At 74.0% G+C, this 25,932-nt stretch carries 17 protein-coding genes; 15 read left to right on the forward strand and 2 right to left on the reverse strand.

From position 1 onward, the window contains the following. Window positions 1–230: 230 nt before the first annotated feature. The 11 genes from mnmA to ACH4SL_RS14285 all read left to right on the forward strand — a co-directional run bounded on the left by mnmA (window position 231) and on the right by ACH4SL_RS14285 (window position 14,614). Window positions 231–1,418 carry a tRNA 2-thiouridine(34) synthase MnmA gene (gene mnmA / locus ACH4SL_RS14235; RefSeq protein WP_398444961.1) on the forward strand — a complete coding sequence of 396 codons (1,188 nt, stop codon included), beginning with the start codon at window positions 231–233 and terminating at the stop codon, window positions 1,416–1,418. Continuing rightward, on the forward strand, window positions 1,415–1,945 hold the full coding sequence (locus tag ACH4SL_RS14240; RefSeq protein ID WP_398444963.1) for a TIGR00730 family Rossman fold protein: 531 nt from the start codon (window positions 1,415–1,417) through the stop codon (window positions 1,943–1,945). Before mnmA ends, ACH4SL_RS14240 begins: the two co-directional genes overlap by 4 nt. Continuing rightward, window positions 1,942–2,634 carry an SDR family oxidoreductase gene (locus tag ACH4SL_RS14245; RefSeq protein WP_398444965.1) on the forward strand — a complete coding sequence of 231 codons (693 nt, stop codon included), beginning with the start codon at window positions 1,942–1,944 and terminating at the stop codon, window positions 2,632–2,634. Before ACH4SL_RS14240 ends, ACH4SL_RS14245 begins: the two co-directional genes overlap by 4 nt. A gap of 88 nt (window positions 2,635–2,722) precedes the next feature. Continuing rightward, on the forward strand, window positions 2,723–3,676 hold the full coding sequence (locus ACH4SL_RS14250; protein WP_398445343.1) for a methionine synthase: 954 nt from the start codon (window positions 2,723–2,725) through the stop codon (window positions 3,674–3,676). 17 nt (window positions 3,677–3,693) lie between these two features. Then, the gene (ligA, locus tag ACH4SL_RS14255) at window positions 3,694–5,955 is read left to right on the forward strand and encodes an NAD-dependent DNA ligase LigA (protein WP_398444967.1); all 2,262 of its coding nucleotides are present in this window, start codon (window positions 3,694–3,696) and stop codon (window positions 5,953–5,955) included. Window positions 5,956–6,178: 223 nt separating this feature from the next. Beyond that, complete coding sequence (locus ACH4SL_RS14260) at window positions 6,179–8,407, forward strand: putative bifunctional diguanylate cyclase/phosphodiesterase (protein ID WP_398444969.1); 2,229 nt, start codon at window positions 6,179–6,181, stop codon at window positions 8,405–8,407. A 168-nt stretch (window positions 8,408–8,575) separates the two neighbouring features. Continuing rightward, the gene (gatC, locus tag ACH4SL_RS14265) at window positions 8,576–8,869 is read left to right on the forward strand and encodes an Asp-tRNA(Asn)/Glu-tRNA(Gln) amidotransferase subunit GatC (RefSeq protein ID WP_398444971.1); all 294 of its coding nucleotides are present in this window, start codon (window positions 8,576–8,578) and stop codon (window positions 8,867–8,869) included. A 4-nt stretch (window positions 8,870–8,873) separates the two neighbouring features. Continuing rightward, window positions 8,874–10,367, forward strand: a complete 1,494-nt coding sequence (gene gatA / locus ACH4SL_RS14270) for an Asp-tRNA(Asn)/Glu-tRNA(Gln) amidotransferase subunit GatA (protein ID WP_398444973.1) — start codon at window positions 8,874–8,876, stop codon at window positions 10,365–10,367. Further along, on the forward strand, window positions 10,364–10,591 hold the full coding sequence (locus ACH4SL_RS14275; protein ID WP_398444975.1) for a hypothetical protein: 228 nt from the start codon (window positions 10,364–10,366) through the stop codon (window positions 10,589–10,591). The genes gatA and ACH4SL_RS14275 overlap by 4 nt, the downstream gene beginning before the upstream one ends. Before the next feature lie 22 nt (window positions 10,592–10,613). Then, on the forward strand, window positions 10,614–12,122 hold the full coding sequence (gene gatB, locus ACH4SL_RS14280; RefSeq protein WP_398444978.1) for an Asp-tRNA(Asn)/Glu-tRNA(Gln) amidotransferase subunit GatB: 1,509 nt from the start codon (window positions 10,614–10,616) through the stop codon (window positions 12,120–12,122). Between the two features lie 197 nt (window positions 12,123–12,319). Beyond that, window positions 12,320–14,614, forward strand: a complete 2,295-nt coding sequence (locus ACH4SL_RS14285) for an MMPL family transporter (protein WP_398444980.1) — start codon at window positions 12,320–12,322, stop codon at window positions 14,612–14,614. On the opposite strand, the gene ACH4SL_RS14290 is transcribed toward ACH4SL_RS14285, so the two are convergent. Next, a complete protein-coding gene (locus ACH4SL_RS14290) occupies window positions 14,503–16,260 on the reverse strand; it encodes a protein kinase (protein WP_398444983.1) in 1,758 nt (585 codons plus the stop codon). The two genes, ACH4SL_RS14285 and ACH4SL_RS14290, sit on opposite strands and share 112 nt — an antisense overlap. A 247-nt stretch (window positions 16,261–16,507) precedes the next feature. Between ACH4SL_RS14290 and ACH4SL_RS14295 the strand changes: the two genes are divergently transcribed. Both ACH4SL_RS14295 and ACH4SL_RS14300 read left to right on the forward strand, forming a co-directional pair. After that, window positions 16,508–16,759: a hypothetical protein gene (locus tag ACH4SL_RS14295; protein ID WP_398444985.1), complete on the forward strand. Its 252-nt coding sequence runs from the start codon at window positions 16,508–16,510 to the stop codon at window positions 16,757–16,759. 116 nt (window positions 16,760–16,875) lie between these two features. Then, window positions 16,876–19,917 carry a BREX system ATP-binding domain-containing protein gene (locus tag ACH4SL_RS14300; protein ID WP_398444987.1) on the forward strand — a complete coding sequence of 1,014 codons (3,042 nt, stop codon included), beginning with the start codon at window positions 16,876–16,878 and terminating at the stop codon, window positions 19,915–19,917. Between the two features lie 308 nt (window positions 19,918–20,225). On the opposite strand, the gene ACH4SL_RS14305 is transcribed toward ACH4SL_RS14300, so the two are convergent. Further along, window positions 20,226–21,482 carry a PQQ-dependent sugar dehydrogenase gene (locus ACH4SL_RS14305; protein ID WP_398444989.1) on the reverse strand — a complete coding sequence of 419 codons (1,257 nt, stop codon included), beginning with the start codon at window positions 21,480–21,482 and terminating at the stop codon, window positions 20,226–20,228. Window positions 21,483–21,592: 110 nt separating this feature from the next. On the opposite strand from ACH4SL_RS14305, the gene ACH4SL_RS14310 reads away from it, so the two are divergent. After that, window positions 21,593–22,561 carry a 2-hydroxyacid dehydrogenase gene (locus ACH4SL_RS14310; RefSeq protein ID WP_398444991.1) on the forward strand — a complete coding sequence of 323 codons (969 nt, stop codon included), beginning with the start codon at window positions 21,593–21,595 and terminating at the stop codon, window positions 22,559–22,561. 330 nt (window positions 22,562–22,891) lie between these two features. Next, complete coding sequence (locus tag ACH4SL_RS14315; RefSeq protein WP_398444993.1) at window positions 22,892–25,741, forward strand: putative bifunctional diguanylate cyclase/phosphodiesterase; 2,850 nt, start codon at window positions 22,892–22,894, stop codon at window positions 25,739–25,741. The last annotated feature ends 191 nt before the right edge of the window (window positions 25,742–25,932 follow it).

Consider the following 25,932-nt stretch of genomic DNA (forward strand, 5'->3'; position numbering starts at 1 on the left):
TTACCCATCGGTAGTCGCCGGTTGTCCAGCCCCCCGGGGCGGTCCGCCGCGCCACCGCCCCGCCGGGCGGTCCCGCACAGGCTGCCGGGGGTCTTCCGGAGGTGCAACGCCCGGGACCCGCGCGCCTCTTCCGCCTCCGCGGCCCGGATCCGGAACGGGTCGCACCAGGGCCGCGGCAGGCCTGTGGATAACGAGGAGGCCCGCCGGGAGCGGGCCGTTACCCTGGACAGGTGAACGACTTCCCCCAGCCCGAGCCCCGCCGGCTGCGCGTGCTCGCCGCCATGAGCGGCGGTGTCGACTCCGCGGTGGCCGCCGCCCGCGCCGCCGAGGCCGGGCACGACGTGACCGGTGTCCACCTGGCCCTGTCGGCGAATCCGCAGAGCTTCCGCACGGGCGCCCGCGGCTGCTGCACGGTGGAGGATTCGCGGGACGCGCGCCGCGCGGCCGACGTCATCGGCATCCCCTTCTACGTCTGGGATCTCGCCGAGCGCTTCCGTGAGGACGTGGTGGCGGACTTCGTCAGCGAGTACGCCGCCGGCCGCACCCCGAACCCGTGTCTGCGGTGCAACGAGAAGATCAAGTTCGCCGCGCTGCTCGACAAGGCGCTCGCGCTGGGCTTCGACGCGGTCTGCACCGGCCACTACGCCACGGTCGTCACCCGCGCGGACGGCACGCGCGAGCTGCACCGCGCGAGCGACGCGGCCAAGGACCAGTCGTACGTGCTCGGTGTGCTCGACGAGCGGCAGCTCGCCCACGCGATGTTCCCGCTCGGCGACACCCTGACCACCAAGGACGAGATCCGCGCCGAGGCCGAGCGGCGCGGCCTGGCCGTCGCGCGCAAGCCCGACAGCCACGACATCTGCTTCATCGCCGACGGCGACACCCAGGGCTTCCTCGCCCGGCGGCTCGGCAGCGCCGAGGGCGCGATCGTCGACCAGGACGGCGAGCGGGTCGGCACCCACCAGGGCGCGTACGGCTTCACCATCGGCCAGCGCAAGGGCCTGCGGCTCGGCGTCCCCGCCGACGACGGCAAGCCGCGCTACGTGCTGGACATCTCACCGGTCGACAACACCGTGACGGTCGGGCCCGCCGAGGCGCTCGACGTGATGTCGCTCACGGCGATCCGCCCGCGCTGGTGCGGCACCCCGCCGGCCGGCCCGGCGGCGTACACCGCGCAGCTGCGCGCCCACGGCGAGGACGTCGCGGTGACCGCGGAGTCCCGCGGGGGCGAGCTGCACGTCCGCTTCGCCGCCCCGGTCCGCGGTGTCGCACCCGGTCAGGCAGTGGTCCTCTACGACGGCACGCGCGTCGTGGGCTCGGCCACCATCGCGACGACGGACCGCGCGACGACGGACCGCGCCGCGGCCCGTCACGAAGATCACGAGTACCACGAGGAGAAGCCCGCGGTGAGCGCATGAACATCGGAGTCTTCCTGTCCGCCGCCGACCTCGGCGAGCAGTACACCGAGCCGGCCCGCGAGTTCGGCAAGCTGATCGGCGCCGGCGGCCACACCCTGGTGTGGGGCGGCTCCGAGGCCGGCCTGATGAAGGTCGTCGCCGACAGCGTCCAGGAGGCGGGCGGGCGGCTCGTGGGCGTCTCGGTGGAATTCCTCCAGCACAAGGCGCGCAAGGACGCCGACGAGATGGTCGTCACCGCGGATCTCGCCGCGCGCAAGGCCGAGCTGCTGCGCCGCAGCGACGCGGTCGTCGTGATGGTCGGCGGCATGGGCACGCTCGACGAGGCGACCGAGATCCTGGAGCTCAAGAAGCACGGGCTGCACGCCAAACCGGTGGTCCTCCTCAACAGCGCCGGTTTCTACGACGGCCTGGAGCTCCAGCTGCGCAGGATGGACGCCGAGGGCTTCCTGCCCCTGCCGCTGTCCCAGCTCGTCCACTTCGCGCAGGACGGCGCGGACGCGCTGGCCTACATCGAGGAGCAGCTGTGAGCCGAGTGCATCTGGTCACCGGGGCCGGGTCCGGGATCGGCAGTGCCGTCGCGCGGCGGCTGCTGGAGCGCGGCGACGAGGTCTGGCTGCTGGCCAGGGACGCCGCCAGGGCCCGGCAGCTCGCCGGGATGCACGAGGGCGCCCGCACCCTCGTCGGGGATCTGGCCGAGCCGGCCCGGCTCTCCTGGGCGATCGGCCACCAGTCGCCGCCGGACCGGCTCGACTCGCTGCTGCACATCGCCGGCACGGTCGAGCTGGGCCTCGTCGGCGACCTCACGCCGAAGATCTGGCAGGAGACGCTCGCCGTCAACCTCATGGGCCCCGCCGAGCTGACCCGGCTGCTGCTGCCCCAGCTGCGGCTGTCCCACGGCAGCGTCGTGTTCGTCAACTCCACCTCGGGCCTGAGCGTGAGCGGCGAGTGGAGCGCGTACGGCGCGAGCAAGTTCGGGCTGCGCGCGCTGGCCGACGCGCTGCGCGCCGAGGAGCACGCGGCGGGCGTCCGCGTCACGTCGGTCTACCCGAGCCGCACCGCGACACCCATGCAGCAGAAGGTCCACCAGCAGGAGGGCAAGCCCTACGACCCCTCCCGCTGGATCGACCCGGAGTCGGTGGCCACCACCGTCCTGACCGCCCTCGACCTCCCGCGGGACGCCGAGCTGACCGACCTCACCGTCCGTCCGGGCCGGTGAGGCGCGGCCCGCGGGCTACCCTTCGGGCGTGATCAGCGACACGCACGACCTGCACCTCCCCCCGGCCACCGCCACCGGCGTCGGCTCGATGCCCGGCACCGACGCCCGCGAGGCGGCCCGCGTCGCCACCGAGGCCCCGCAGGGCCTCCCGTTCCTGCCCGAGCTGCCCGCGCGCGGCCCCGGCGCGGACATGATCGGCCGCAGCGTCGGCCTGCTCGCGGAGCTGTACGCCCGCCTGGAGCCCAGCGGCTGGCGCTTCGGCGACCACCCGGGCCGGGACACCCGGCGGGCCCGCTCCTGGCTCGGGGAGGACCTGGACGCCCTGGAGGAGTTCACGCAAGGCCACGAGGGCCCGCTCAAGCTCCAGGCGGTCGGCCCGTGGACGCTCGCGGCGTCCGTGCAGACCCGGCACGGCGAGGCCGCGCTGGGCGATCCGGGCGCCTGCCGCGACCTGGCCGGCTCGCTCGCGGAGGGCCTGGCGGTCCACCTCGCGGACGTCCGCCGCCGGGTGCCGGGCGCGCAGCCGGTGCTGCAGCTGGACGAGCCCTCGCTGTCCGCGGTGCTGGCCGGCGGGGTCCGCACCGCCAGCGGCTACCGCACCTACCGCACGGTGGACCGCGCGGTCGTGGAGCAGACGCTGCGCGAGCTGGTCGCGGCGGCCGGGGTCCCGGTGGTCGTCCACTCCTGCGCCCCGGACGTCCCCTTCGGGCTGCTGCGCGCGGCCGGGGCGGCCGGTGTGTCCTTCGACTTCGCGCTGCTCACCGAACGTGACTGGGACGCCGTGGGCGAGGCCGCCGAGGCGGGCACCGCGCTGCTGGCCGGTGTCGTGCCGGGCACTGACACCCCATTGTCGGACCCTGCCGGTAGCGTGAGGGGTGTTCGGGCGTTGTGGCGCAGGTTGGGGCTGGCACCGGGGGCGTTGGGGTCCTCCGTCGCCGTGACCCCGTCCTGCGGTCTGGCGGGGGCCTCACCGGCCTACGCCCGTGCCGCTCTCGTGCACTGCGCGAAGGCGGCACGCTCGCTCGTCGACAACCCTGAGTAGTGAGGAAGGACGGGGTCGTGGAGGACACGGAGATTCCGGCGGAGGCCCGCGAGGAGCACGCGCGCCTCGCCGAGCAGGTCGAAGAGCACCGCTTCCGCTACTACGTCAGGGACGCGCCCGTCGTCAGCGACGCCGAGTTCGACCGGCTGCTGCGCCGGCTGGAGGCGGTCGAGGACGCGCACCCCGCGCTGCGCACCCCGGATTCACCGACGCAGAAGGTCGCCGGTGCGTACGAGACGGAGTTCACCTCCGTCGAGCACCGCGAGCGGCTGCTGTCGCTGGACAACGCGTTCACCGACGAGGAGCTGACGACCTGGGCCGACCGGGTCGCCGCCGAGCTGGGCCCGCCGGACAACGACCGCAGCCCCTACCACTTCCTGTGCGAGCTCAAGGTCGACGGCCTCGCCGTCAACCTGACGTACGAGAACGGCCGGCTGACCCGCGGCGCCACCCGCGGCGACGGCCGCAGCGGCGAGGACATCACGCCGAACGTCCGGACGATCGCCGGCATCCCCGAGCGGCTCGCGGGCGACCGCGTCCCGGAGCTGGTCGAGGTCCGCGGCGAGGTCTACTTCCCCGGCGAGAAGTTCGAGGAGCTCAACGCACGGCTGGTCGAGGCCGGTGACAAGCCGTTCGCCAACCCGCGCAACGCCGCGGCCGGTTCGCTGCGCCAGAAGGACCCGCGGATCACCGCCTCCCGCCCGCTGCAGATGGTCGTGCACGGCATCGGCGCCCGCGAGGGCTTCACCATCGACTGCCAGTCGCACGCCTACGAGCTGCTGCGCGAATGGGGCCTGCCGACCGCGCGGCACAACAAGGTCGTCGGCACCCTCGACGAGGTGCGCGCCTTCATCGCCCACTACGGCGACCACCGGCTCGACGTGGAGCACGAGATCGACGGCGTGGTCGTCAAGGTCGACGAGATCCCGCTGCAGGGCCGGCTCGGCTCGACCTCGCGCGCGCCGCGCTGGGCCATCGCCTGGAAGTACCCGCCGCAGGAGGTCAACACCAGGCTGGTGGAGATCCGCGTCGGGGTGGGCCGTACGGGCCGGGTCACGCCCTTCGCGGTCGTCGAACCGGTGACGGTGGCCGGCTCCGAGGTGGAGTTCGCGACGCTGCACAACCAGGACGTGGTCAAGAAGAAAGGCGTCCTGATCGGCGACACCGTGGTGCTGCGCAAGGCCGGCGACGTCATCCCCGAGATCCTCGGCCCGGTGGTCGACCTGCGGGACGGGACGGAGCGGGAGTTCGTGATGCCCGCCGAGTGCCCCGACTGCGGCACCCCGCTGCAGCCGATGAAGGAGGGCGACATCGACCTGCGCTGCCCCAACGCCCGCTACTGCCCCGCCCAGTTGCGCGAGCGCGTCTACTACCTGGCCGGCCGCCGCAGCCTGGACATCGAGGCGCTCGGCTACGTCGCGGCGACCGCGCTGACCCAGCCGCTGGACGCCGAGCCGCCGCTCAAGGACGAGGGCGACCTGTTCTCGCTGGACATCGAGAGCCTGCTGCCGATCCGCTCCTACGTCCTGGACATGGACAGCGGCCTGCCCAAGCGGGATCCGGAGACGGGCGAGCCCAAGATCGTCACCTTCTTCGCCAACCAGAAGGGCGAGCCGAAGAAGAACGCCCTGGCGATGCTGGACAACATCCGGGCGGCCCGCGAGCGCCCGCTCGCCCGGGTCATCACCGGGCTGTCCATCCGCCACGTGGGTCCGGTCGCCGCCGCCGCGCTGGCCCGTGAGTTCCGCGACCTCGACCGGATCATGACCGCGGCCGAGGAGGAGCTGGCCGCGGTCGACGGGGTCGGCCCCACGATCGCCGCGTCCGTCAAGCAGTGGTTCGCCGAGGAGTGGCACCAGGAGATCCTCCGCAAGTGGCGGGAGGCCGGTGTCACCTTCGCCGAGGAGGGCTCGGACGAAGGGCCGAGGCCACTCGAAGGGGTGACCGTCGTCGTGACCGGAACGCTCTCGGCATATACCCGGGATGGCGCAAAAGAGGCCCTGGGCAGCCGAGGTGCAAAAGTCACCGGTTCGGTGTCCAAGAAAACGGACTTCGTGGTCGCCGGTGACAATCCCGGATCCAAGTTCGACAAAGCCGTGCAGCTCAAAGTGCCGGTCCTGGACGAGGCGGGCTTCACCGCGCTGCTCACGGACGGTCCCGAGGCCGCCCGCACGCTGGCGGTCAATCCCGTCGAGCCCGCGGAGAGCACGGACACCGGGGAGGCGGAGGGCGCCGCGGAGGGTTCCGGAACAGCCGGAGAGGCCGCCGAATCCGACTGAATGGCCCGGAGATGTCACTCGATCGGTCTATATCAGAATACGTCGATGTGCCTGGTCGCATTCGGGCAACCCCGTTCGATCGGTGCCCGGGACGGCGCCCGGCGGCCTAATGTTGAGACGCGTCCCCGCCGCGGCGATACGTTCCGCCGGCCGTAACGGAACTCCTCCGCGGCCAGGGGGCGGTGGGACCTGCTTGCTTCACCGGGCTGGAAGAGGGACGGGCATGCATCCGACGGAGAGTGCCGCAGCGGCGCCGCTGCCCCCGCGTGCGCCCGTCGCCGCGCTGCCCTCCCTCGCCCCGTCCCTCTCCCGCTCGCTGGTACGCACCGCGGCGCCGCCCGCCGCCGCGATCTGCCTGGCCGTCGGCATCTGCCGGGTGCTCAAGCACGGCCACGCGCTCTTCCCCGCCGGCACCGGAGGCTGGGGCTTCGCGATCCTGACCGGCATCATCGTCGGCCATCTGGTGGCCATCGGCCGCGACCGCTGGTGGGGCGGCACCGGATCCGGCGCCGCCCTCACGCTCGCCATGCTGCTGGTGCACGGCTGGGTGTCCGCCCTGCTGGTCAGCCTCGCCGTGGTCACCCTGGTGGGCGCGGCCCGCCGGCACCGCTGGCGCCAGGCCGCGCTGTACGGCTCCATCGACATCCTCGGCATCGGCGCCGGAGCCGCCGTGCTCAGCCTGTGCGGCGCCCACCCCTCGGTCGAGCACCCCTGGGCCCCCGAGGTCTGGTCGATGACCGCCGTGCCGATCGTCGCGCTCGCCGCGCTGGCGTATCTGGCCGCCACCCGCGCCCTGCTGTGGTGCGCCTTCGCCGCGCGCGGCGACGGACTGCCGACCGTCGCCCGCTCCGCCCTCATGCGGCAGGGCATGCTCGGCTGCGCGCTGCTCGGCATCTCCCCGCTCATCCTGGTCGTCGCGTGCGACAAGCCGGCGCTGCTGCCGCTCTTCTCGGTGCCGCTCATCGCGCTGGACTCCACCTTGTGGATCGCCCACGCCCGCGCCGAGGAGCAGTTGCGCGACCCGCTCACCGGGCTGCCCAACCGCCAGTGGCTGCTGGAGCGCGCCTGGAGCGCGCTGGACGACGCGCAGGAGGACTGCGAGCGCGCCGAGCCCGGCTTCCTTGCCGCCTCCGGCGGCACGGGCACGCACCCGCCGGACGGTTGCGGCCGCGTCGGGCTGATCCTCATCGACCTGGACAAATTCCGCTCCGTCAACGACACCCTCGGCCACCGCGCCGGCGACCGGCTGCTGCTCCAGGTCGCCGACCGGCTGCGTACCGCCCTGCCGCGCGGCGCCGAGGCGGCCAGGCTCGGCGGTGACGAGTTTGCCGTCCTGCTGCCGGGCTGCGACTCCACCACCCGCGCCCAGCGCGTCGCCCGCACCCTGGTCGCCGCCCTCGCCACGCCGCTCAGCCTCGACGGCCTGTCCCTGGTGCTGGAGGCCAGCGCGGGCGTCGCCGTCTTCCCGGACCACGCGCTCGACGCCGAAGGGCTGCTGCGCCGCGCCGACGTGGCGATGTACCAGGCCAAACGCGACCGCAGCGGCGTCGAGGTCTACGAGGCCACGCGCGACGGCAACACCCCCGACCGGCTCGGCCTGCTCGGCGATCTGCGCCGGGCGCTGGACGCCGGCGACGTCGAGCTCCACTACCAGCCCAAGGTGCGCTTCGACGGCCGGGTCGCCGGTCTGGAGGCCCTGGTCCGCTGGGAGCACCCGGAGCGCGGCCGGGTCAGCCCGGACGAGTTCATCACCATGGCCGAGACGTCCGGCCTGATGCCGCTGCTCACCGAGTACGTGCTCGACACCGCGCTCGCCCAGGTCGCCCGCTGGCGCGAGCTGGGCCTCGACGTACCGGTCGCCGTCAACGTCTCGCCGCGCGACGTCCACAGCCCCGGCTTCGCCGGCACGGTCGCCGCCCGGCTGGCCCGGCATCAGGTGCCGCCCCACTGCCTCCAGCTGGAGATCACCGAGCACGTCCTGCTGGAGGATCCGCAGCGCGCCGCGGACACCCTCCTCGGGCTCACCGGACACGGCGTCAAGATGTCCCTCGACGACTTCGGCACGGGCTACTCCTCGCTCGTCCACCTGCGCCGGCTGCCCGTCAGCGAGCTGAAGATCGACCGCTCGTTCGTGGCCCGGCTGGTCGTCGACGCCGAGGACGCGGAGATCGTGCGCTGCACGGTCGACCTGGCCCACTCGCTGGGCCTCATGGTCGTCGCGGAGGGCGTCGAGGACGACGAGACGTGGGAGCGGCTGCGGGACCTGCGGTGCGACGCCGTGCAGGGGTGGCTGGTCGCCGCCGCGATGCCGCCCGAGGAGGCCACGAAGTGGCTCCTCGCCCGGGGCGAGCGGGGCGCTCTCCCCGCCGCCTTCGCCGCCCGCCGCGCCCTTCCGCCCGCGCCGGGCACACATTCGACGGTCCCGGCCGTCGCGCCGGTCGAGCAGCTGTAGCCTGCGCCACCGGGCGCCCCTGAAAACGCCTGTCCCGCGCGGCAGGCGCACCCCCAGGGGTGAAGGCCCGAGCCCCCCGGGCCCCCCGCGGGGGAACGGCTTCGCGGGCGCGGGGCGGCGCCCCATAGGATTGGGGCCCACACCGTTGTCTCACCCGCAGAGGACCGAATGAGCATCACGCGCGAGGAGGTGGCCCACCTCGGCCGGCTGGCACGGATGGAGCTGTCCGCCGACGAGCTGGACCACTTCGCCGGACAGCTTGACGACATCATCGGCGCGGTCGCCCGCGTCTCCGAGGTGGCCGGCGAGGACGTCCCGCCGACCTCGCACCCGCTGCCGCTGACGAACGTGATGCGCCCGGACACCGTCCGGCCGTCGCTCACCCCGCAGCAGGCGCTGTCGGGCGCCCCGGCGCAGGAGCAGCAGCGCTTCAAGGTGCCGCAGATCCTGGGGGAGGACTGACACGATGACGGACATCATCAGGCTGACCGCCGCGCAGACGGCGGCGAAGATCGCGTCCGGCGAGCTGACCGCGGTCGAGGTCACCGAGGCCCACCTGGCCCGGATCGAGGCCGTGGACGAGAAGGTGCACGCCTTCCTGCACATCGACCGGGAGGGCGCCCTCGCGCAGGCCCGCGCGGTCGACGCCAAGCGCGCCGCGGGTGAGCCGCTGGGCCCGCTGGCCGGTGTGCCGCTGGCGATGAAGGACATCTTCACCACCGAGGGCGTGCCCACCACGGTCGGCTCGAAGATCCTGGAGGGCTGGATCCCGCCGTACGACTCGACGGTCACCAGGAAGCTCAAGGCCGCCGACGTGGTGATCCTGGGCAAGACCAACATGGACGAGTTCGCGATGGGCTCCTCCACCGAGAACAGCGCGTACGGCCCGACCGGCAACCCGTGGGACCTGACCCGTGTCCCGGGCGGTTCCGGCGGCGGCAGCGCCGCGGCGCTCGCGGCGTACGAGGCCCCGCTCGCGCTCGGCACGGACACCGGCGGCTCCATCCGGCAGCCCGCGTCCGTGACGGGCACGGTCGGCGTCAAGCCCACCTACGGCGGGGTGTCCCGCTACGGCATGGTGGCCTTCTCGTCCTCGCTCGACCAGGGCGGCCCGTGCGCCCGCACCGTGCTGGACGCCGCGCTGCTGCACGAGGTGATCGGTGGCCACGACCCGCTGGACTCGACGTCGATCGACGCGCCCGTGCCGCCGGTCGTCGAGGCGGCCCGCAGCGGCGACGTGCGCGGGATGCGCGTCGGCGTCGTCAAGGAGCTGGGCGGCGAGGGCTACCAGCCCGGAGTGGTGCAGCGCTTCCAGGAGTCCGTCGAGGTGCTGCGCGAGCTGGGCGCGGAGGTCGTGGAGATCTCCTGCCCGTCGTTCGTGTACGCGCTCGCCGCGTACTACCTGATCGCGCCGTCGGAGTGCTCCAGCAACCTGGCCCGCTTCGACGCCATGCGCTACGGCCTGCGGGTCGGCGACGACGGCACGAAGTCCGCCGAGGAGGTCACCGCGCTGACCCGCGAGGCCGGTTTCGGCCCCGAGGTCAAGCGCCGCGTCATCCTGGGCACGTACGCGCTCAGCTCCGGCTACTACGACGCGTACTACGGCTCGGCCCAGAAGGTCCGCACGCTGATCACGCGGGATTTCGCGAAGGCCTTCGAGCAGGTCGACGTGCTGGTGTCGCCGACCACGCCGACCACCGCGTTCCCGTTGGGCGAGCGCGTCGACGACCCGCTCGCGATGTACCTGGTCGACCTGTGCACCATCCCGGTCAACCTCGCCGGCAACGCGGCGATGTCGCTGCCCTGCGGCCTCGCGCCGGAGGACGGTCTACCGGTGGGCCTGCAGATCATCGCTCCCGCGCTCAAGGACGACCGGCTCTACCGGGTCGGCGCCGCTGTCGAGGCCGCCTTCGTGACGAAGTGGGGCCACCCGCTGCTTGAGGAGGCACCGCAGCTATGAGCACCAAGGGCACCAAGAAAAAGGGCAAGGCCGGTACGTACCTGGCCATCGGCAGCACGCTCTTCGCTGCTTTCAGCAACGTCAAGAAGGTCCGCGCCGCGCGTGGCGAGAACGACACCCTCCAGCTCATCGACGGCCTGATCCGGGTGGCCGCCGTGGCCACCGGTGTGGCCCTGCTGGTCCGGGATCTGCGCCAGCCGGACGACGACGTGCTGACGGACTGACAGGCCAGGAGGAAGAAACCACGTGACCGTCACGGAACTGCTGTCCTACGAGGACGCGCTCGCGGCCTACGACCCGGTGATGGGCCTGGAGGTCCATGTCGAGCTGGGCACCAGGACGAAGATGTTCTGCGGCTGCTCCACCGCGCTGGGCGCCGAGCCCAACTCGCAGGTCTGCCCGACCTGCCTGGGCCTGCCCGGCTCGCTGCCGGTGGTCAACGAGACCGGCGTCGAGTCGGCGATCAAGATCGGCCTCGCGCTGAACTGCTCCATCGCCGAGTGGTGCCGCTTCGCCCGGAAGAACTACTTCTACCCGGACATGCCGAAGAACTTCCAGACGTCGCAGTACGACGAGCCCATCGCGTACGACGGCTACCTGGACGTCCAGCTGGAGGACGGCGAGGTCTTCCGGGTGCAGATCGAACGCGCCCACATGGAGGAGGACACCGGCAAGTCCACCCACGTCGGCGGTGCGACCGGGCGTATCCACGGCGCCTCGCACTCGCTGCTGGACTACAACCGGGCCGGCATCCCGCTCATCGAGATCGTCACCAAGCCGATCGAGGGCGCGGGCGACCGCGCCCCCGAGGTGGCCCGCGCGTACGTCGCCGAGCTGCGCGAGCTGATCAAGGCGCTCGGGGTGAGCGAGGCCCGGATGGAGATGGGCCAGATGCGCTGCGACGTCAACCTGTCGCTGCGCCCGCGCGGCGTGCAGAAGTTCGGCACCCGCAGCGAGACCAAGAACGTCAACTCCCTGCGCAGCGTCGAGCGCGCCGCCCGCTTCGAGATCCAGCGGCACGCCGCGGTCCTCACCTCCGGCGGCACGATCGTGCAGGAGACCCGGCATTTCCACGAGGAGGACGGCTCGACGACCTCCGGGCGCATCAAGGAGGAGGCGGAGGACTACCGCTACTTCCCCGAGCCCGACCTGGTGCCGGTCGCCCCGTCCCGCGAGTGGGTCGAGGAGCTGCGCGCCGGGCTTCCGGAGCTGCCGCGGCTGCGCCGCAAGCGGCTCCAGGAGGAGTGGGGCATCGCCGACCACGAGATGCAGTCGGTGCTCAACGCCGGGGCGCTCGACCTGATCCTCGCCACGATCGCGGAGGGCGCGGACTCCGCGGCCGCCCGCAAGTGGTGGATGGGCGAGCTGGCGCGGCACGCCAACGAGTCGGGCACCGAGCTGGCCGCGGTGCCGATCACCCCGACGCAGGTGGCCCGGGTCGCGGCGCTCGTCGCCGCGGGCGACCTCAACGACAAGCTGGCCCGCCAGGTCATCGAGGGCGTGCTCGCGGGCGAGGGCGGTCCGGACGAGGTCGTCGACAAGCGCGGCCTGAAGGTCGTCTCGGACGAGGGCGCGCTCGGCAAGGCGGTGGACGACGCGATCGCGGCGAACGCAGCCATCGCCGACAAGATCCGCGGCGGCAACCTCGCGGCGGCCGGCGCGCTCATCGGCGCGGTCATGAAGGCCACCCGGGGCCAGGCGGACGCCAAGCGGGTCCGCGAGCTGGTCCTGGAGAAGCTGGGCGTCCAGGGCTGACGGAGGGCTCACGGCTCGCGGTCCGACGATCTGACGGTACGAAGGACGGCACCCCATCCGGGTGCCGTCCTTCGGCATTTGCGGGACGGTTCCTTATCCGGATTTTACGGCTTGTGAGGAAGGGCACGAAAGTCCCAAAGGATCATTTCCTCCTGCCAGAGTGGGGCGACGTCCGAGCACACAGGAGCAGCTGGTTCATGGCCGCACTCGCACGGTGGTGTCTGCGCCGCCGCCTCACCGCCGTGCTGCTGTGGCTCGCGGTCCTCGTCGGCCTCACCGCCGCCGCGGGCGTCGCGGGCTCGGCGTACTCCCGGGAGTACGAAGCCGCCGGCACCGAGTCCGGGCACGCCTCCGCCCTGCTGCGGGAGGCCTTCCCCGGCCAGGCGGGCGACACCGACACCGTCGTCTGGCACACCGGCCACGGCGCCGTGACCGACGCCGGCGTCCGGCAGACCATGACCGCGGTGCTGGACAAGGCCCGCCACCTGCCCGGTGTCGCCTCCGTCGACAGCCCGTACGCCGCCGACGGCGGCACGCAGATCAGCGCCGACGGGCGCACCGCCTACGCCGTCGTCGGCTTCGCCGCGGACGCCGACGCCGTACCGCGCTCCCAGGCCGAGGCCCTGGTGGACACCACCACCGCCGCCCGGCACGGCGATCTCCAGGTGGAGCTGGGCGGCCAGGCCGTCGGCAGCACCGAGGGCGCGAGCGCGCACCTCAGCGAGATCGTCGGCGTCGGCGTCGCCGCCGTGGTGCTGCTGATCGCCTTCGGCTCCTTCGCCGCGATGCTGCTGCCGATCGCGACCGCGCTGGTCGGCTGCGGCACCGCCTACATGGCGATCGTGCTGCTCGGCCACGCCATGACCGTCGCCGACTTCGCGCCCATGCTGGGCATGCTCATCGGGCTCGGCGTCGGCATCGACTACGCCCTCTTCATCGTCAGCAGGCACCGCAGAGGCCTCAAACGCGGCCTGGACGTCGCCGAGGCCGCACAGCAGGCCGTCGCCACGACGGGACGCGCGGTGGTCTTCGCGGGCGGCACGGTGTGCGTCGCGCTGCTCGGCATGCTGGTGCTGCGGCTGAGCTTCCTCAACGGGGTCGCGGTGGCCGCCGCGCTCACCGTGCTGCTCACCGTCGCCGCGTCGATCACGCTGCTGCCCGCGCTGCTCGGCTACATAGGGGAACGCGCCCTCAGCCGCCGCGAGCGCCGCGCGCTCGCCGAGCACGGCCCGCGCCCCGAGTCGCCCGCGGGCTTCGCCGCGCGCTGGTCGGCCTTCGTCGAGCGGCACCCGAGACTGCTGGGCGTGGCGGCCGCGGTGCTCATGGCCGTCCTGGCACTGCCCGCGCTCACCCTCCACCTCGGGACCTCCGACCAGGGCAACGGCCCGGCCAAGGCCACCACCCGGCAGGCCTACGACCTGCTCGCGGAGGGTTTCGGCCCGGGCAGCAACGGCCCGCTCACCCTGGTCGCCACCACGGACGGCGCGCAGGCGCGGATAGCGCTGGACCACCTGCCCGAGACGCTGCGCGGCACCCCCGGGGTCGCCGCGGTCAGCCCCGTCGAGCTGTCCGGCGGCACCGGCGTCATCACCGTCACCCCCGACAGCGCCCCGCAGGACGGCGCCACCTCGCAGCTCGTCGACCGGCTGCGGCACGACGTGCTGCCCGCCGCCGAGCAGGGCAGCGGGCTGCGCGTCTACGTCGGCGGCCCGACCGCGAGCTACGACGACTTCGCGGACGTCGTGGTCGGCAAGCTCCCGCTGTTCGTCGGCAGTGTCGTCGGCCTCGGCTGCGTCCTGCTGTTGGTCGCCTTCCGCTCGGTCGGCATCCCCGTCAAGGCCGCGGTGATGAACGTCGCCGCGGTCGCCTCGTCCTTCGGGGTCGTCACCGCGGTCTTCCAGTGGGGATGGGGCGACGAGTGGCTGGGCCTGGGCAGGGCGGGCCCGATCGAGCCCTTCCTGCCGGTGATCATGGTCTCGGTGCTGTTCGGGCTGTCCATGGACTACCAGGTCTTCCTGGTCAGCCGGATGTACGAGGAGTGGCGCGAGACGGGCGACAACTGCCGGGCGGTACGCGTCGGGCTCGCCGAGACCAGCCGGGTGATCACCTCGGCCGCGGTGATCATGATCGCGGTCTTCCTGGCCTTCGTGCTCAGCGGCGACCGGGTGATCGCGATGTTCGGCATCGGGCTGGCCTCCGCCGTCGCGCTCGACGCGTTCGTGCTGCGCACGCTGCTGGTGCCCGCGCTGATGCACGTCCTCGGTGACGCCAACTGGTGGCTGCCCGGCTGGCTGGACCGCAGGCTGCCGCGCATCAGCATCGACGGCCCCGCCCCGGCGCCCGCCCCCGCCGTGCCGCAGACCGTTCCGGCGCTGGTGTCTCAGGGGATCAGCGTCGGGTCGCCCAGCACGGTGGTCGGGCAGTTCCCCTCCTCGTCCGAGACCCACTCCACGCGCAGCCGCAGCACCCCGGAGACGTCGAACTTCTTGTGAAACGGCTTCCCGACCGTCGCCCGGTCGCGGAAGATCCGCTTGCCGTCGGCGATGACGGTGAAGGTGTCGCCGGTGTTCGGGCTGTTGTCGTCCAGGCCGAGGACGACGTCGAGCGTCGTGTACTTCTTGCCGAGGTTGTACTCGCCGAAGCCGTCGAGGCCGGAGGCGTCGCGGTAGCAGTACGCCGACGTGAGCGAGTCCTGGTACTGCACGCCGTCGACGGCCGCGGCGTTGCGCTCCAGGGAGAAGATGCTCGCGTCGGTGGGGGTGAGGTCGGCGAGCGAGACGGTGTCGGCGCCATCGCCGGGGCCGCTGCCGTCGTCGGAGCCGCTGCCGTCGTCGGCGTCGGTGGGGGAGTCCGTCGGGGTGTCCTTGCCGGTGCCGCCGTCGCCCGCGGCCGGCTGGTGCGAGGTGGTCCCGCCGGTGCCGCCGCCGGTCGCGGCGGGCGTGGTCGGGGAGTGCGTGGCGCCGTCGCCCTTGTCCCCGCCGGACAGGACGACGCCGAGTACGGCCCCGCCCCCGACGAGCGCCGCCGCGAGGACCGCGGCGAGCGCGATCCGCGGCCCCCGCCGCCTGGCAGGCGGCTCCGGGACGGTGGGCGGGAGGACGGGCACGGGCGAGCGGAAGACCGGCTGCGGCGCGTGCGCCGGCTGCGGCGGCAGGACCGGCGCGGCGGGCGGCCCGGACAGCGGCAGCGGTACGGGCGGATGCGGCGGTACGGGCGCGGCCGCCGGTACGGGCGGCTGCTCGGGGCGGGTGGCCGAGACGACCAGGGAGCGCATCTCCCGCACCCACGAGGTGAGCGACGCGGGCCGCGACTCCGGGTCGGCCGCGAAGATCGCCGCGACCCGGGCGGCCTTCTCCGGGCCCAGCCCGGCCAGTGCGGGGAGCGCGAGCAGCGCCGCGCGCAGCGTCTCCGGCACGGTCGCCGGGGATTCGCCGCTCAGCAGGAAGTAGGCGATGGCGCCGAAGGCGTAGCGGTCCGTGGCGGGGCTGCGGATGCCGTCGAAGACCTCGGGCGCGGCGAAGCCCGGGGTGAACCACACTTCGGCGGTCTGGTGCTCGGCGGCGAGCTTGCTCAGGCCGAAGTCCACCAGGGTCGCCTGGCCGTGCGCGTCGATCATCACATTGCCGGGGGAGAGGTCGCCGTGCACGACCCGGCGGCCGGACGGGGTCGCCGCGCCGCTGTGCAGCCAGTCCAGCACCTCGGCGAGCTGCTCCAGGCAGCGCACCGCCGCGCGGCGCTCGTCGGCGGACTCCAAGGTGCGCTCGGCGCGCCAGTCGCGCAGGTCGAGGCCCTGCACATGGTTCATCACGAGGTAGAGGGCCCGGCCGCCCGCCTCCGGCAGGGAGCCCGCCGGGTGCGCGGACGGCCCCTCGAAATGCTCCCGGATCCCGACCACGCCGGGCCGGTGCACGAAGCGCAGCAGCTCGGCCTGCTCGCGCCACTTCGCGCTGACCCGCGCGAACAGCTCCGGGGCGAGGGCCTGCCGGTCGTCGAGCATCTTGACGACGACCGGCTCCGTCGCGCCGCCCAGCTCCAACTCGGCGAGGTAGAGCACGGCTTCGCCGCCGCGGCCGATCGACCGCCGCAGGCGGTATCTGTCCGGCGCGTCGTCCGGCCCTATGTACGAGGCGGTGTCCACGCCGCTCAACCTACCGCCGGGCGCGCGCCCCGGGCGGGCTCTTCAGGCGGCCCGCGGATCCGGCCGCGGCCGGATCCTTACCCACCAACGCGTCTTCCGCCGCAGTGCCTTAGACGCCTCGGGCGCCTTACGCCGCGGGCCCGGCACAAGGCGCGGGCCTAAGGAGGTGAGGAGGTGGGCTAAGGCCCCGGCGGGGTCGGGGTTCGGGCAGGTGCCCGATGTGAGGGGGGCACCTCAGGGACGAGGCTTGGTGCATCAGAAGAAGCCCGCTCTCAGGGAGAAGACGATGATGTTCGCGTACGAGCTGCACCAGGCCCGCAGGGCCGACCTCACGCAGCAGGCCGACCAGTGGCGCCTGGCCCAGCAGGCCAGGGCGACCCGCGCCGAGCGCCGCGCGGCGGCCCGCCGCTCCGCCGCCAGACCGGCGGTACGAACCGACCGGGAGGCCGCGGAGAGTCCCACCCCCCGCCGTCCCCTGCGCCCGCACAGCGCGTCATGACGGTCGCGCCCGCGGAGGCCCCGCCGGGGGCCGGGGCCTCCGCTTCGTCCGCCGGAACGGATACGGCGGACGAAGCGCGCAAAGTATTGGGTGTCGGCACCGCCCCCGGGCGTGACATGCTCGGGGGCGTGCAGACGCAGTCGTTCAGCCCCGTTTTCATCGGCCGGGACGCCGAGCTGACGCGGCTCGCCTCGGCGCTGGCGGTGGCGCACACGGGCGAGTCGCAGGCCGTGCTGATCGGTGGCGAGGCCGGCGTCGGCAAGACGCGGCTGACGGAGGAGTTCCTGGCCGCCGCCCGCAGCGCCGGGGCGGTCACCGCGCTGGGCGCCTGCGTGGAGATCGGCGCGGAGGGCCTGCCCTTCGCCCCGGTTTCCGGCGCGCTGCGCGACCTCTACCGCCAGCTCGGGCCCGAGCTGACCGCCGCCGCGGCCGGCCAGCAGGCCGAACTGGCGCGGCTGCTCCCGGAGCTGGCGAGCCCGGACGGCGCCCTGCGCGAGGCCTACGACGAGGACGGCCGCGCCCGGCTGTTCGAGCTCACCGTCCGCCTGCTGGAGCGCCTCGGCGAGGACCGTACGGTCGTCGTGGTCGTCGAGGACCTGCACTGGGCCGACCGCTCCACCCGCGAGCTGCTCGCGTACCTCTTCCGCTCGCTGCAGCGCTCCCGGGTGCTGATCGCGGCGACGTACCGGGCGGACGACATCCACCGCCGGCACCCGCTGCGCCCCTTCCTCGCCGAGACCGACCGGCTGCGCCGGGTCGAGCGTCTGGAGCTGTCGCGCTTCACCCGCGCGGAGGTCCGCAGCCAGCTGATCGCGATCCTGCCGGACGCGCCGGACGAGACGGTCGTCGACCGGGTCTTCGAGCGCTCGGACGGCAACCCCTTCTTCGTCGAGGAATTGGCGTGCAGCCTGGGCCTCGGCTGCGCGACGGGCCTGAGCGACTCGCTGCGCGACCTGCTGCTCGTCCGGGTGGAGGCGCTGCCGGAGGACGCCCAGCGGGTGGCGAAGTTCGTCGCCGAGGGCGGCAGCACCGTCGAATACCGGCTGCTCGCGGCCGTGACCGGGCTGTGCGAGGACGACCTGCTGGACGTGCTGCGCGCCGCGGTGGGTGCGAACATCCTGCTGCCCACCGACAGCGGCGAGGGCTACCGCTTCCGCCACTCCCTGGTACGCGAGGCGGTCGGCGACGACCTGCTGCCCGGCGAGCGCAGCCGTATCAACCGGCGGTACGCCGAGGCCGTCGAGGCCGACCCGGCGCTGGTGCCCGCCGACGAGCGGGCCGCGCGGCTGGCCAACTACTGGTACGCCGCCCACGACACCGGCCGCGCGCTGCCCGCGGCGCTCAGCGCCGCCGTCGAGGCGCGGCACCGGCATGCCTACGCCGAGCAGTTCCGGCTGCTGGAGCGCGCGCTCGAACTGTGGGACGACGCGCCCGCGGACGTACGCGCCGAGCTGCGCCCCACCGACTACACCGAGGCGTATCCCCCCTGCGACTGCCCCACCGACCAGCCGCTGGACCTCGTCGACCTGCTCGCCGAGATCACCGTGGCCGCCCGGCTCAGCGGTGAGCAGGAGCGCTCGTACACGATGGCCAAGCGGGCGCTGCGGCTGATGGAGCGCATCGGCAGCCCCGATCCGCTGCGGGCCGCGTGGTTCTGGGCGCAGCGTGCCTACGCCGCGGAGAGTCTGGGCCGCAGCGACGGCTGGGAGGAACTGGCCAGGGCCCGCGAACTCGTCCGCGGGCTGCCGCCGTCGGCGACGCACGCCGAGGTGCTGGTGCGGATCGCCGGCTGGATCATGGTCCACAAGTCCGGCGCCGAAGGCACCGCCATCGCCGGCCAGGCCGCCGAGCTGGCGAAGACCAGCGGGGCTCGGGACACCGAACTGCACGCCCGCGTCACCCTCGGCCTGCTCCAGTCCGACGCCGGGGACGTCGACGGCGGCATCGCGGTCGTCGAGGAGGTGCGCCGGCAGATCACCGACTGGGGCGCGCCGCGGCTGATATCGCGCACCTACGGCAATCTGTCCTCCGCCCTGGAGGGCGCCGGCCGCTCCTCGCAGGCGGTCCGGATCAGCCGCGAGGGGCAGGAACGCGTCGCGGGCCACGTGGCCAACGCCACGCATTCCTGGCTGCTCGCCAACGAGGGCGAATCCCTGCTCATGCAGGGCTGCTTCGACGAGGCCGCGGTCAAGCTCGCGGCCGCCCGCCGGGCCCAGACCGTCGAGGGCAGCGTGATGTGCGCGGGCGTGGAGACGTTCCAGGGCTTCCTCGCGCTCGCCGTCGGCGACACCGACAGGGCCGAGCAACACCTCGCCTTCGCCACCGAGGGACTGCGCTACGACACCCAGCCGCAGCACCAGATCCCGCTGCGCGGCCTGGGCCTGCGACTCGCCGCCGCCCAGGGGCGGTACGAGGAGGCGCGGCAGCGGCTGCTCGCCGCGATCGACACCGGATTCCCCAACGGGACCGCCCGCTACGCCTGGCCGCTGCTCGCCGACGGCGCCGCCGCCGAGGCGGACGGGCCGTGGCCGCTCACCGGCGACCCGGCGCGCGGGCACGTCCTGGAGCGGATCCGCGCCGCCGCCCGCGAGACCGCGCGGCCCGCGCCCGTCCACAAGGCGTACGCGCTGCGCGTCGAGGCGGAGCTGGCCCGTGCGGAGGGGCGCCACGAGCCCGAGCTGTGGGCCGCCGCGGAGGCCGCGTTCGCGGCGGAGGAACGGCCCGTGGAGCTTGCCGCGGTGCGCTACCGGCACGCGGAGGCGCTGCTCGGCCGCGGGCCCGACACCCGCGAGGCCGCAGGTCTCCTGCTGGCCCTCGCGCACGACGCCGCCACCGCGCTCGGCGCGAAGCCGCTGGCCGCGGAAGTGGCCGCGCTCGCCGCGCGGGCCAGGCTCCTCCTCGACGCCCCCGCCGCCCCGGCGGCTCCGGCCGAGCCCGCCGACCCGGCCGGAGCGCTGGGCCTGACGGCCCGGGAGCGCGATGTGCTGCGGCTCGTCGCCGACGGGCGCACGAACCGGCAGATCGCCGAGGAGCTCTTCATCTCGCCGAAGACGGCGAGCGTGCACGTGTCGAACATCCTGGCCAAACTCGCCGTCGCCACCCGCGGCGAGGCCGCCGCCCTCGCCCACCGCCTCCACCTCTTCGCTGCCGCGGGCTGAGCGTTTTCCGCTACGGGGTGCCACTTGCGGTGACCCGCGCGACCTTTCCCCGGCGGTGGGCTGGTCGCGCAGCTCCCCGCGCCCCTGGGTGATTGCCACGTGGCGTGGCACGGTGTCTTTCCCCCGGTGGGGGCTGAGCGCGCAGTTCCCCGCGCCCCTGAAAGACCAGCCCCCGCGGGGGAAGCGCCCGAAGGGGCTCGCCTATGCCGCGCAGGGGACAAACCAGGGGCGCGGGGAACTGCGCGCGCAACCACCCGCCGGGGGAAGGTCGCGCGGGTCACCGCAAGTGGCAGCCCGAAGCGAAACGTTCAGCTCACGGAGACGCGGAGGATGCGGTCGTCGCCCGGCTTGGGCGTCCCGCGCCCGTCCGTGTTGCTCGTCGTCACGAGCAGGGTGTGGTCGTCGACGGCCACCACCGTCCGCAGCCGGCCGTACGTCTTGACGAAGAACGCCTGCGGCGCGGCAGCCGCCTTCGTGCCGTCGAGGGGGATGCGCCACAGCCGCTCGCCCTTGAGCGAGGCCATCCAGATGCAGCCCGCCGCGTAGGCGATGCCGCTGGGCGAGGCCTCGTCCGTGTGCCACTGGGCGACGGGGTCCACGTACCCCGCGCGGTGCGCGATGCCCTCGACCACGGGCCACCCGTAGTTCTTGCCGGGCTCGATGAGGTTGAGCTCGTCCCAGGTGTCCTGGCCGAACTCCGAGGCCCACAGGTGGCCTTCGGGATCCCAGGCGAGGCCCTGGACGTTGCGGTGGCCGGGGGAGTAGACGAGGGAGCCGGAGACGGGGTTGTCCGGCGCGGGCTGCCCGTCGGGCGTCATCCGCAGGATCTTGCCGCCCAGCGACGACATGTCCTGGGCGAGCCCGCGGTCCCCGGTCTCGCCCGTCCCGGCGTAGAGCATGCCGTCGGGGCCGAAGGCGATGCGCCCGCCGTTGTGGAGCGAGCCGGTGGGGATGCCGCGCAGGATCGTGTCGGGGGCGCCGAGCTGGTCGCCCGCCGACCGCGCGGGGTCGTACAGCATCCGCGCGATGCGGTTGTCGGAGTCGGTGCTGAAGTACGCGTAGACCAGGTGGTCGGTGCCGAAGTCGGGGGAGAGGGCGAGTCCGAGCAGGCCGTTCTCGCCGCCCTGCGTGTGGGTGACGCCGGGGACGGTGCCGGCCAGCGCGGTCGTGCCCTTCTCCGGGTCGACGAGGGTGACCTTCCCGGTGTCGCGCGAGCCCACGAGCAGCGTGCCGTCGGCGAGCTGGGCCACGCCCCAGGGCGCGGCGAGCTTCGTGGCGACCGTCGCCTCGGCCTTCGCGCTGCCGGTGGCGGCCGCGGCGGGCGTGGTCGGGGTGGCCGAGGGGCTCGGCGAGGCGCCGGTGGTCGCGGCGGTGGACGCGGTCGGCGCGCCTTTGGAATGCGACGCCGACGGCGTCTGCAGGCCCGGCGGTGTCCCGCCTCCCGAGCACCCCGCGGCCAGCAGCGCGGCCGCCGCTGCCACCGCCGCCCCGCGCACGACCCTGTGCGCCCGGCCCCGACGCCCTGTGCTCACCGTCTGCCCTCGCCCATCGTCCGCCGCGATCATGTTCTCCCCGTCCGCCCCCAGCCAAGCACACGGCCGCCCGCGCCGCCCGCAGAACGCCGCCACCGGCCGGGGCTCCCGGCCGCCGGGGGGTGTGCCATAGCCTCCTGGCCATGAACGACATCACCCAGGACCCCGCGGCAGGACCCCGGCCGCAGGTGTGGCTGTCCCTGCCGCCCGAGGAGATCGACGGACTGCCCGACACCTTCGACTACGTCCACTGGGACGGCACCGGGGACTTCCCCGCCGATCCCGCGGAGGCCGCCTTCTACGTCGTGCCGTACATGAAGGGGGCGGACGCCGGCGCGCTGCCGCTGCCGCACATGACCTCGGTGCGCGTCATCCAGACCCTGAGCGCCGGTGTGGACCACATCACGCCGCACCTGCACCACTTCGCGCCGGGCGTGCGCCTGTGCAACGCGCGCGGGGTGCACGAGGCGAGCACCGCGGAGCTGACCCTCGCGCTCGTCCTGGCCTCGCTGCGCGGCATCCCGCGCTTCGTCCGCGGCCAGGACGACGAGAAGTGGTACGGCGGCTTCTACCCGGCGCTGGCCGACCGCCGGGTGCTGATCGTCGGCTACGGCGCCATAGGAGCCGCGGTCGAGGACCGGCTGGTGCCCTTCGAGGTCGAGGTCACCCGGGTCGCGCGCAGCGCCCGCGGCTCCGCGCGCGGGCCCGTGCACGCGCTGGCCGACCTGCCGGCGCTGCTGCCGCAGGCCGACGTCGTGGTCCTCACCACGCCGCTGACCGAGCAGACCAGGGGCCTGGCGGGCCGCGACTTCCTCGCCGCGATGAAGGACGGCGCGCTGCTGGTGAACGTCGCGCGCGGCGCGGTCGTCGACACCGGGGCGCTGCTGGCCGAGACCGCGACGGGGCGGCTGACGGCGGCCCTGGACGTCACCGACCCCGAGCCGCTGCCCGCCGGGCACCCGCTGTGGCACGCGCCGGGCGTTCTGATCAGCCCGCACGTCGGCGGCAGCACGTCGGCGTTCCTGCCCCGCGCCCAGCGTTTGATCCGCGCCCAACTGGCCAGGTTCGCAAGCGGGGAGGACCTCGCGAACGTCGTCCAGGTGACCGGCTGAGCGGACCGCCCACCGCGCTGCGGCACCGGCCGACTGCGGCGGGTGTGCGGCCACCCCCATGTGGTTACGCTCAGTAGAGAGGCCCTATCGCTGAGTGACGATTCTGGTGTATCGTCCCGAAGCGGGGCGCCGCGTGCGGAGCAGACGACCGCGGCGAGGGAACGACGAGCGAGTGAGGGGGCGACGGGCGATGGACGGACCGAGGCGGTTCCCCGGCGGGCACACCCAGCGCACCGCACGACCCGGCCGGCCGCGCGCCGGACGTCCGCTGTGCCCCGGGCACCGGCGGCGCCCCGCGCGCCCGCCGGCCCCGGCGTACGGGACCGCGAGGTGACCACCACCGGCGCGGTGCTCGCCGGATCCCCGTCGCGCGCCGGCGGCGGCCTGCTGCCGCAGCTCCTGCTCGGCCTGGCGTGCGCGGGCTACACCACGGGCGCGGTGCTCGGCTGGGGCACCGGGCAGGTGGCCGCCTTCATGGGCGACTTCGGGCTGTCGGCCGCCGCCGCGGCCGCCGCCGTCTCGATGCTGCTGCACGCCCGCAGATGCGCCCCCGGCCACCGGGCCGCATGGGTGCTCTTCGCGGTGTCCTCGCTGATGGCCGCCCTCGGCAATGCCGTGTGGGGGTGGTACGAGGTGGTGCTCGGCCGCCCCGTCCCGCAGACGTCGCCCGCCGACTTCTGCTTCCTGCTCTTCGCGCCGCCCGCCGTGATCGGCCTGCTGGTGCTCGCCAAGCGGCCGGTGACGAAGGCCGGCTGGATCTGCCTGGCCCTGGACACCTGGCTCATCGGCGGCTCGCTGCTCACGCTGTCCTGGAGCCTGGCGCTCGCCCGCGCGGCCACCTACGACGGCCCGAGCACCGCCAAGGTCGCCCTGTCGCTGGCCTACCCGCTGCTGGACATCGTGCTCGTGAGCATGGTCCTGGCCCTGCACTTCCGCCGCTCCGCCGCCAACCGCGCGGCCGTCAACACCGCGCTGGCCGCGCTCGCCCTCACGGTGCTGTGCGACGCGCTGTTCACCTCGCCGCTGCTGCGCGAGCACTACCACTCGGGCCAGATCCTGGACGCCGGCTGGTTCGCCGGCAGCATGCTCATGGCGTACGCGCCCTGGGTCGGCCGCCACGAGCTGCCGCTGCTGCGCCCGAGCGTCACCACCCGCCGGGTGACGGGCTCGCTCGCCGCGCTCACCCCGTATCTCGCGGCGGCGGTCTGCACCCTCGGCATCCTCTACGACATGATCACCGGCGAGAAGTGCGACAAGGTCGTGCTGCTCACCGGCAGCACCGTGGTCCTCGCCCTGGTGGTCCGGCAGGCCATCATGCTGCTGGACAACATCGCGCTCACCCAGGAGCTGGCCCAGAAGGAGAACCACTTCCGCTCCCTGGTCCAGGGGTCGAGCGACGTCATCATGATCGCCGCGCCCACCGGCGTGCTGCGCTACGTCAGCCCCGCCTCCGCGGGTGTCTACGGGCGCGATCCGGAGGAGATGGTCGGCACCGAGCTGTCCGCCCACATCCACCCCGACGACCTCGGCAGGGTCGTGCACGAGGTGCGCCGCTTCCTCGCCGCCCCGCCGGGCGAGGAGTCCGCCACCCGCATCGAGTGCCGCATCCGGTCCGGAAGGCGCGGCGGCCCGGGCGGCGGCGAGGACGGCTGGCTCAACGTGGAGTCCAGCGTCACCCGCTACCAGGGCGGCCTCATCTTCAACAGCCGGGACGTCACCGAGCGCGTCCGCCTGCAGGCCCAGCTGCAGCACAACGCCTCCCACGACCCGCTCACCGACCTGCCCAACCGCGCCCTGTTCCTGGACCGGGTCGGCAAGGCGCTGGCCGGCCGCCGCCCGGGGGACGACCGGTCCGCGGTCCTCTACGTCGACCTCGACGGCTTCAAGGGCGTCAACGACTCGATCGGCCACCAGGCCGGCGACCACCTGCTCACCCAGGCCGCGCGCCGCCTCCAGGGCGCCCTGCGGGCCGGCGACACCGCCGCCCGGCTCGGCGGCGACGAGTTCGCCGTCCTGGTGTGCGGCGCCGACGAGGAGCAGACCGCCGAGATCGCCGAGCGGCTGCGCGCCGCGCTGTGCGAGCCCTACCGGGTGGACGGCGGCGAGGTACGGGTCGGCGCCAGCATCGGCATCGCCTTCGGCGAGCCCGGCGGCTCCGCGGGCGAGCTGATGCGCGACGCCGACCTGGCGATGTACCGCGCCAAGCAGGCCGGCAAGGGCCGCGTCGAGGTGTACGCCCCGCAGTTGCGGGCCGCCGCCGTACGCCGCACGGAGATGGCCACCCGGCTGCACCGGTCGCTGCACGACGGCGAGTTCACCCTGCTGCACCAGCCGGTCGTGGAGCTGTCCGGCGGCCGCATCGCGGGCGTCGAGGCGCAGGCGCGCTGGCGGTCCTCGCAGGGCATCCTCTTCACCCCCGCGGAATTCCTGCAGGCCGCCGAGGACACCGACCGCACCGCGGAGCTGGGCCGCTGGCAGCTGGAGCAGGCCGTCGCGCAGGCCGCGCTGCGGCACGGCGCGGGCCACCGGGTGCCCGTCACCGTCAAGCTGTCCGCGCTGCGGCTGCTGCACCGCGACCTGCCGCCCGGCGCCGTCGAGGGCCTGCTGGAGCGGTACGGGCTGCCGCCCGGCGCCCTGGTCGTGGAGCTGACCGGCGGCGCCCCCGGCGTGGCGCTGGACGAGCTGGAGCGGCGGCTGCGGCAGCTGCGGCGCACCGGCGTACGCGTCGCGCTCGGCGGCTTCGGGACCGGCCACGCCGCCCTCGGCGCGCTGCGCACCCTCCCGGTGGACGCCGTCAAGCTCGACCGGCTCTTCGTCGAGGGCATGGCCGACTCCCCGCGGCTGCGCACGATCACCCGCGGGCTGCTGCGGATGGCCGCCGACCTGGGGCTGCGCACCGTCGCCGACGGGGTGGACCGCCCGGAGCAGGTGCACGCGCTGCGCGAGATGGGCTGCGGCCAGGGCCAGGGCATGGCCTTCTCCGGGCTGCTGGACGAGCACCGGCTGCGCGGCTCGCTGACCCGCGGCGGATACCCTCTGCCGGGTGATCCGGACCGCCGCGGCGGCCCCGACGGCGGCCGCCCCGTACCCCAGGAATCCGCACGTGAGCAGGTCGCCCAGCGCACCGTCCAGCTCCCCTCCTGCCGATCACATAGTGAGACGCGTGTCCCACCCGCTTGACACCCCCCGGGGGGCCGGAGGAAGGTCGAAGCCATGCGCACCCGAATTCTCGTACTTGGAAAGCGCGTCGGCTGACCGAGGCATCTACGCCTCGCACTCGCACCGGCGCGCTCCCCTCGCTTGCCTCACGGCACGAGGGGTTTTTTGTTGTCCGGCGACCGGCCGACGAGCCCACCGCCCCCACTTCACCA

It is taken from the genome of Streptomyces sp. NPDC021020, assembly GCF_044333285.1.
Taxonomy (GTDB): domain Bacteria; phylum Actinomycetota; class Actinomycetes; order Streptomycetales; family Streptomycetaceae; genus Actinacidiphila.

Coding starts and splice junctions, on each gene's coding strand:
- ACH4SL_RS14240 (WP_398444963.1), top strand. CDS start 1,415: ATGAACATCGGAGTCTTCCTGTCCGCCGCCGACCTCGGCGAGCAGTAC.
- ACH4SL_RS14250 (WP_398445343.1), top strand. CDS start 2,723: ATGCCCGGCACCGACGCCCGCGAGGCGGCCCGCGTCGCCACCGAGGCC.
- ACH4SL_RS14260 (WP_398444969.1), top strand. CDS start 6,179: ATGCATCCGACGGAGAGTGCCGCAGCGGCGCCGCTGCCCCCGCGTGCG.
- gatC (WP_398444971.1), top strand. CDS start 8,576: ATGAGCATCACGCGCGAGGAGGTGGCCCACCTCGGCCGGCTGGCACGG.
- gatA (WP_398444973.1), top strand. CDS start 8,874: ATGACGGACATCATCAGGCTGACCGCCGCGCAGACGGCGGCGAAGATC.
- ACH4SL_RS14275 (WP_398444975.1), top strand. CDS start 10,364: ATGAGCACCAAGGGCACCAAGAAAAAGGGCAAGGCCGGTACGTACCTG.
- ACH4SL_RS14285 (WP_398444980.1), top strand. CDS start 12,320: ATGGCCGCACTCGCACGGTGGTGTCTGCGCCGCCGCCTCACCGCCGTG.
- ACH4SL_RS14300 (WP_398444987.1), top strand. CDS start 16,876: ATGCTCGGGGGCGTGCAGACGCAGTCGTTCAGCCCCGTTTTCATCGGC.
- ACH4SL_RS14305 (WP_398444989.1), bottom strand. CDS start 21,482: ATGATCGCGGCGGACGATGGGCGAGGGCAGACGGTGAGCACAGGGCGT.
- ACH4SL_RS14310 (WP_398444991.1), top strand. CDS start 21,593: ATGAACGACATCACCCAGGACCCCGCGGCAGGACCCCGGCCGCAGGTG.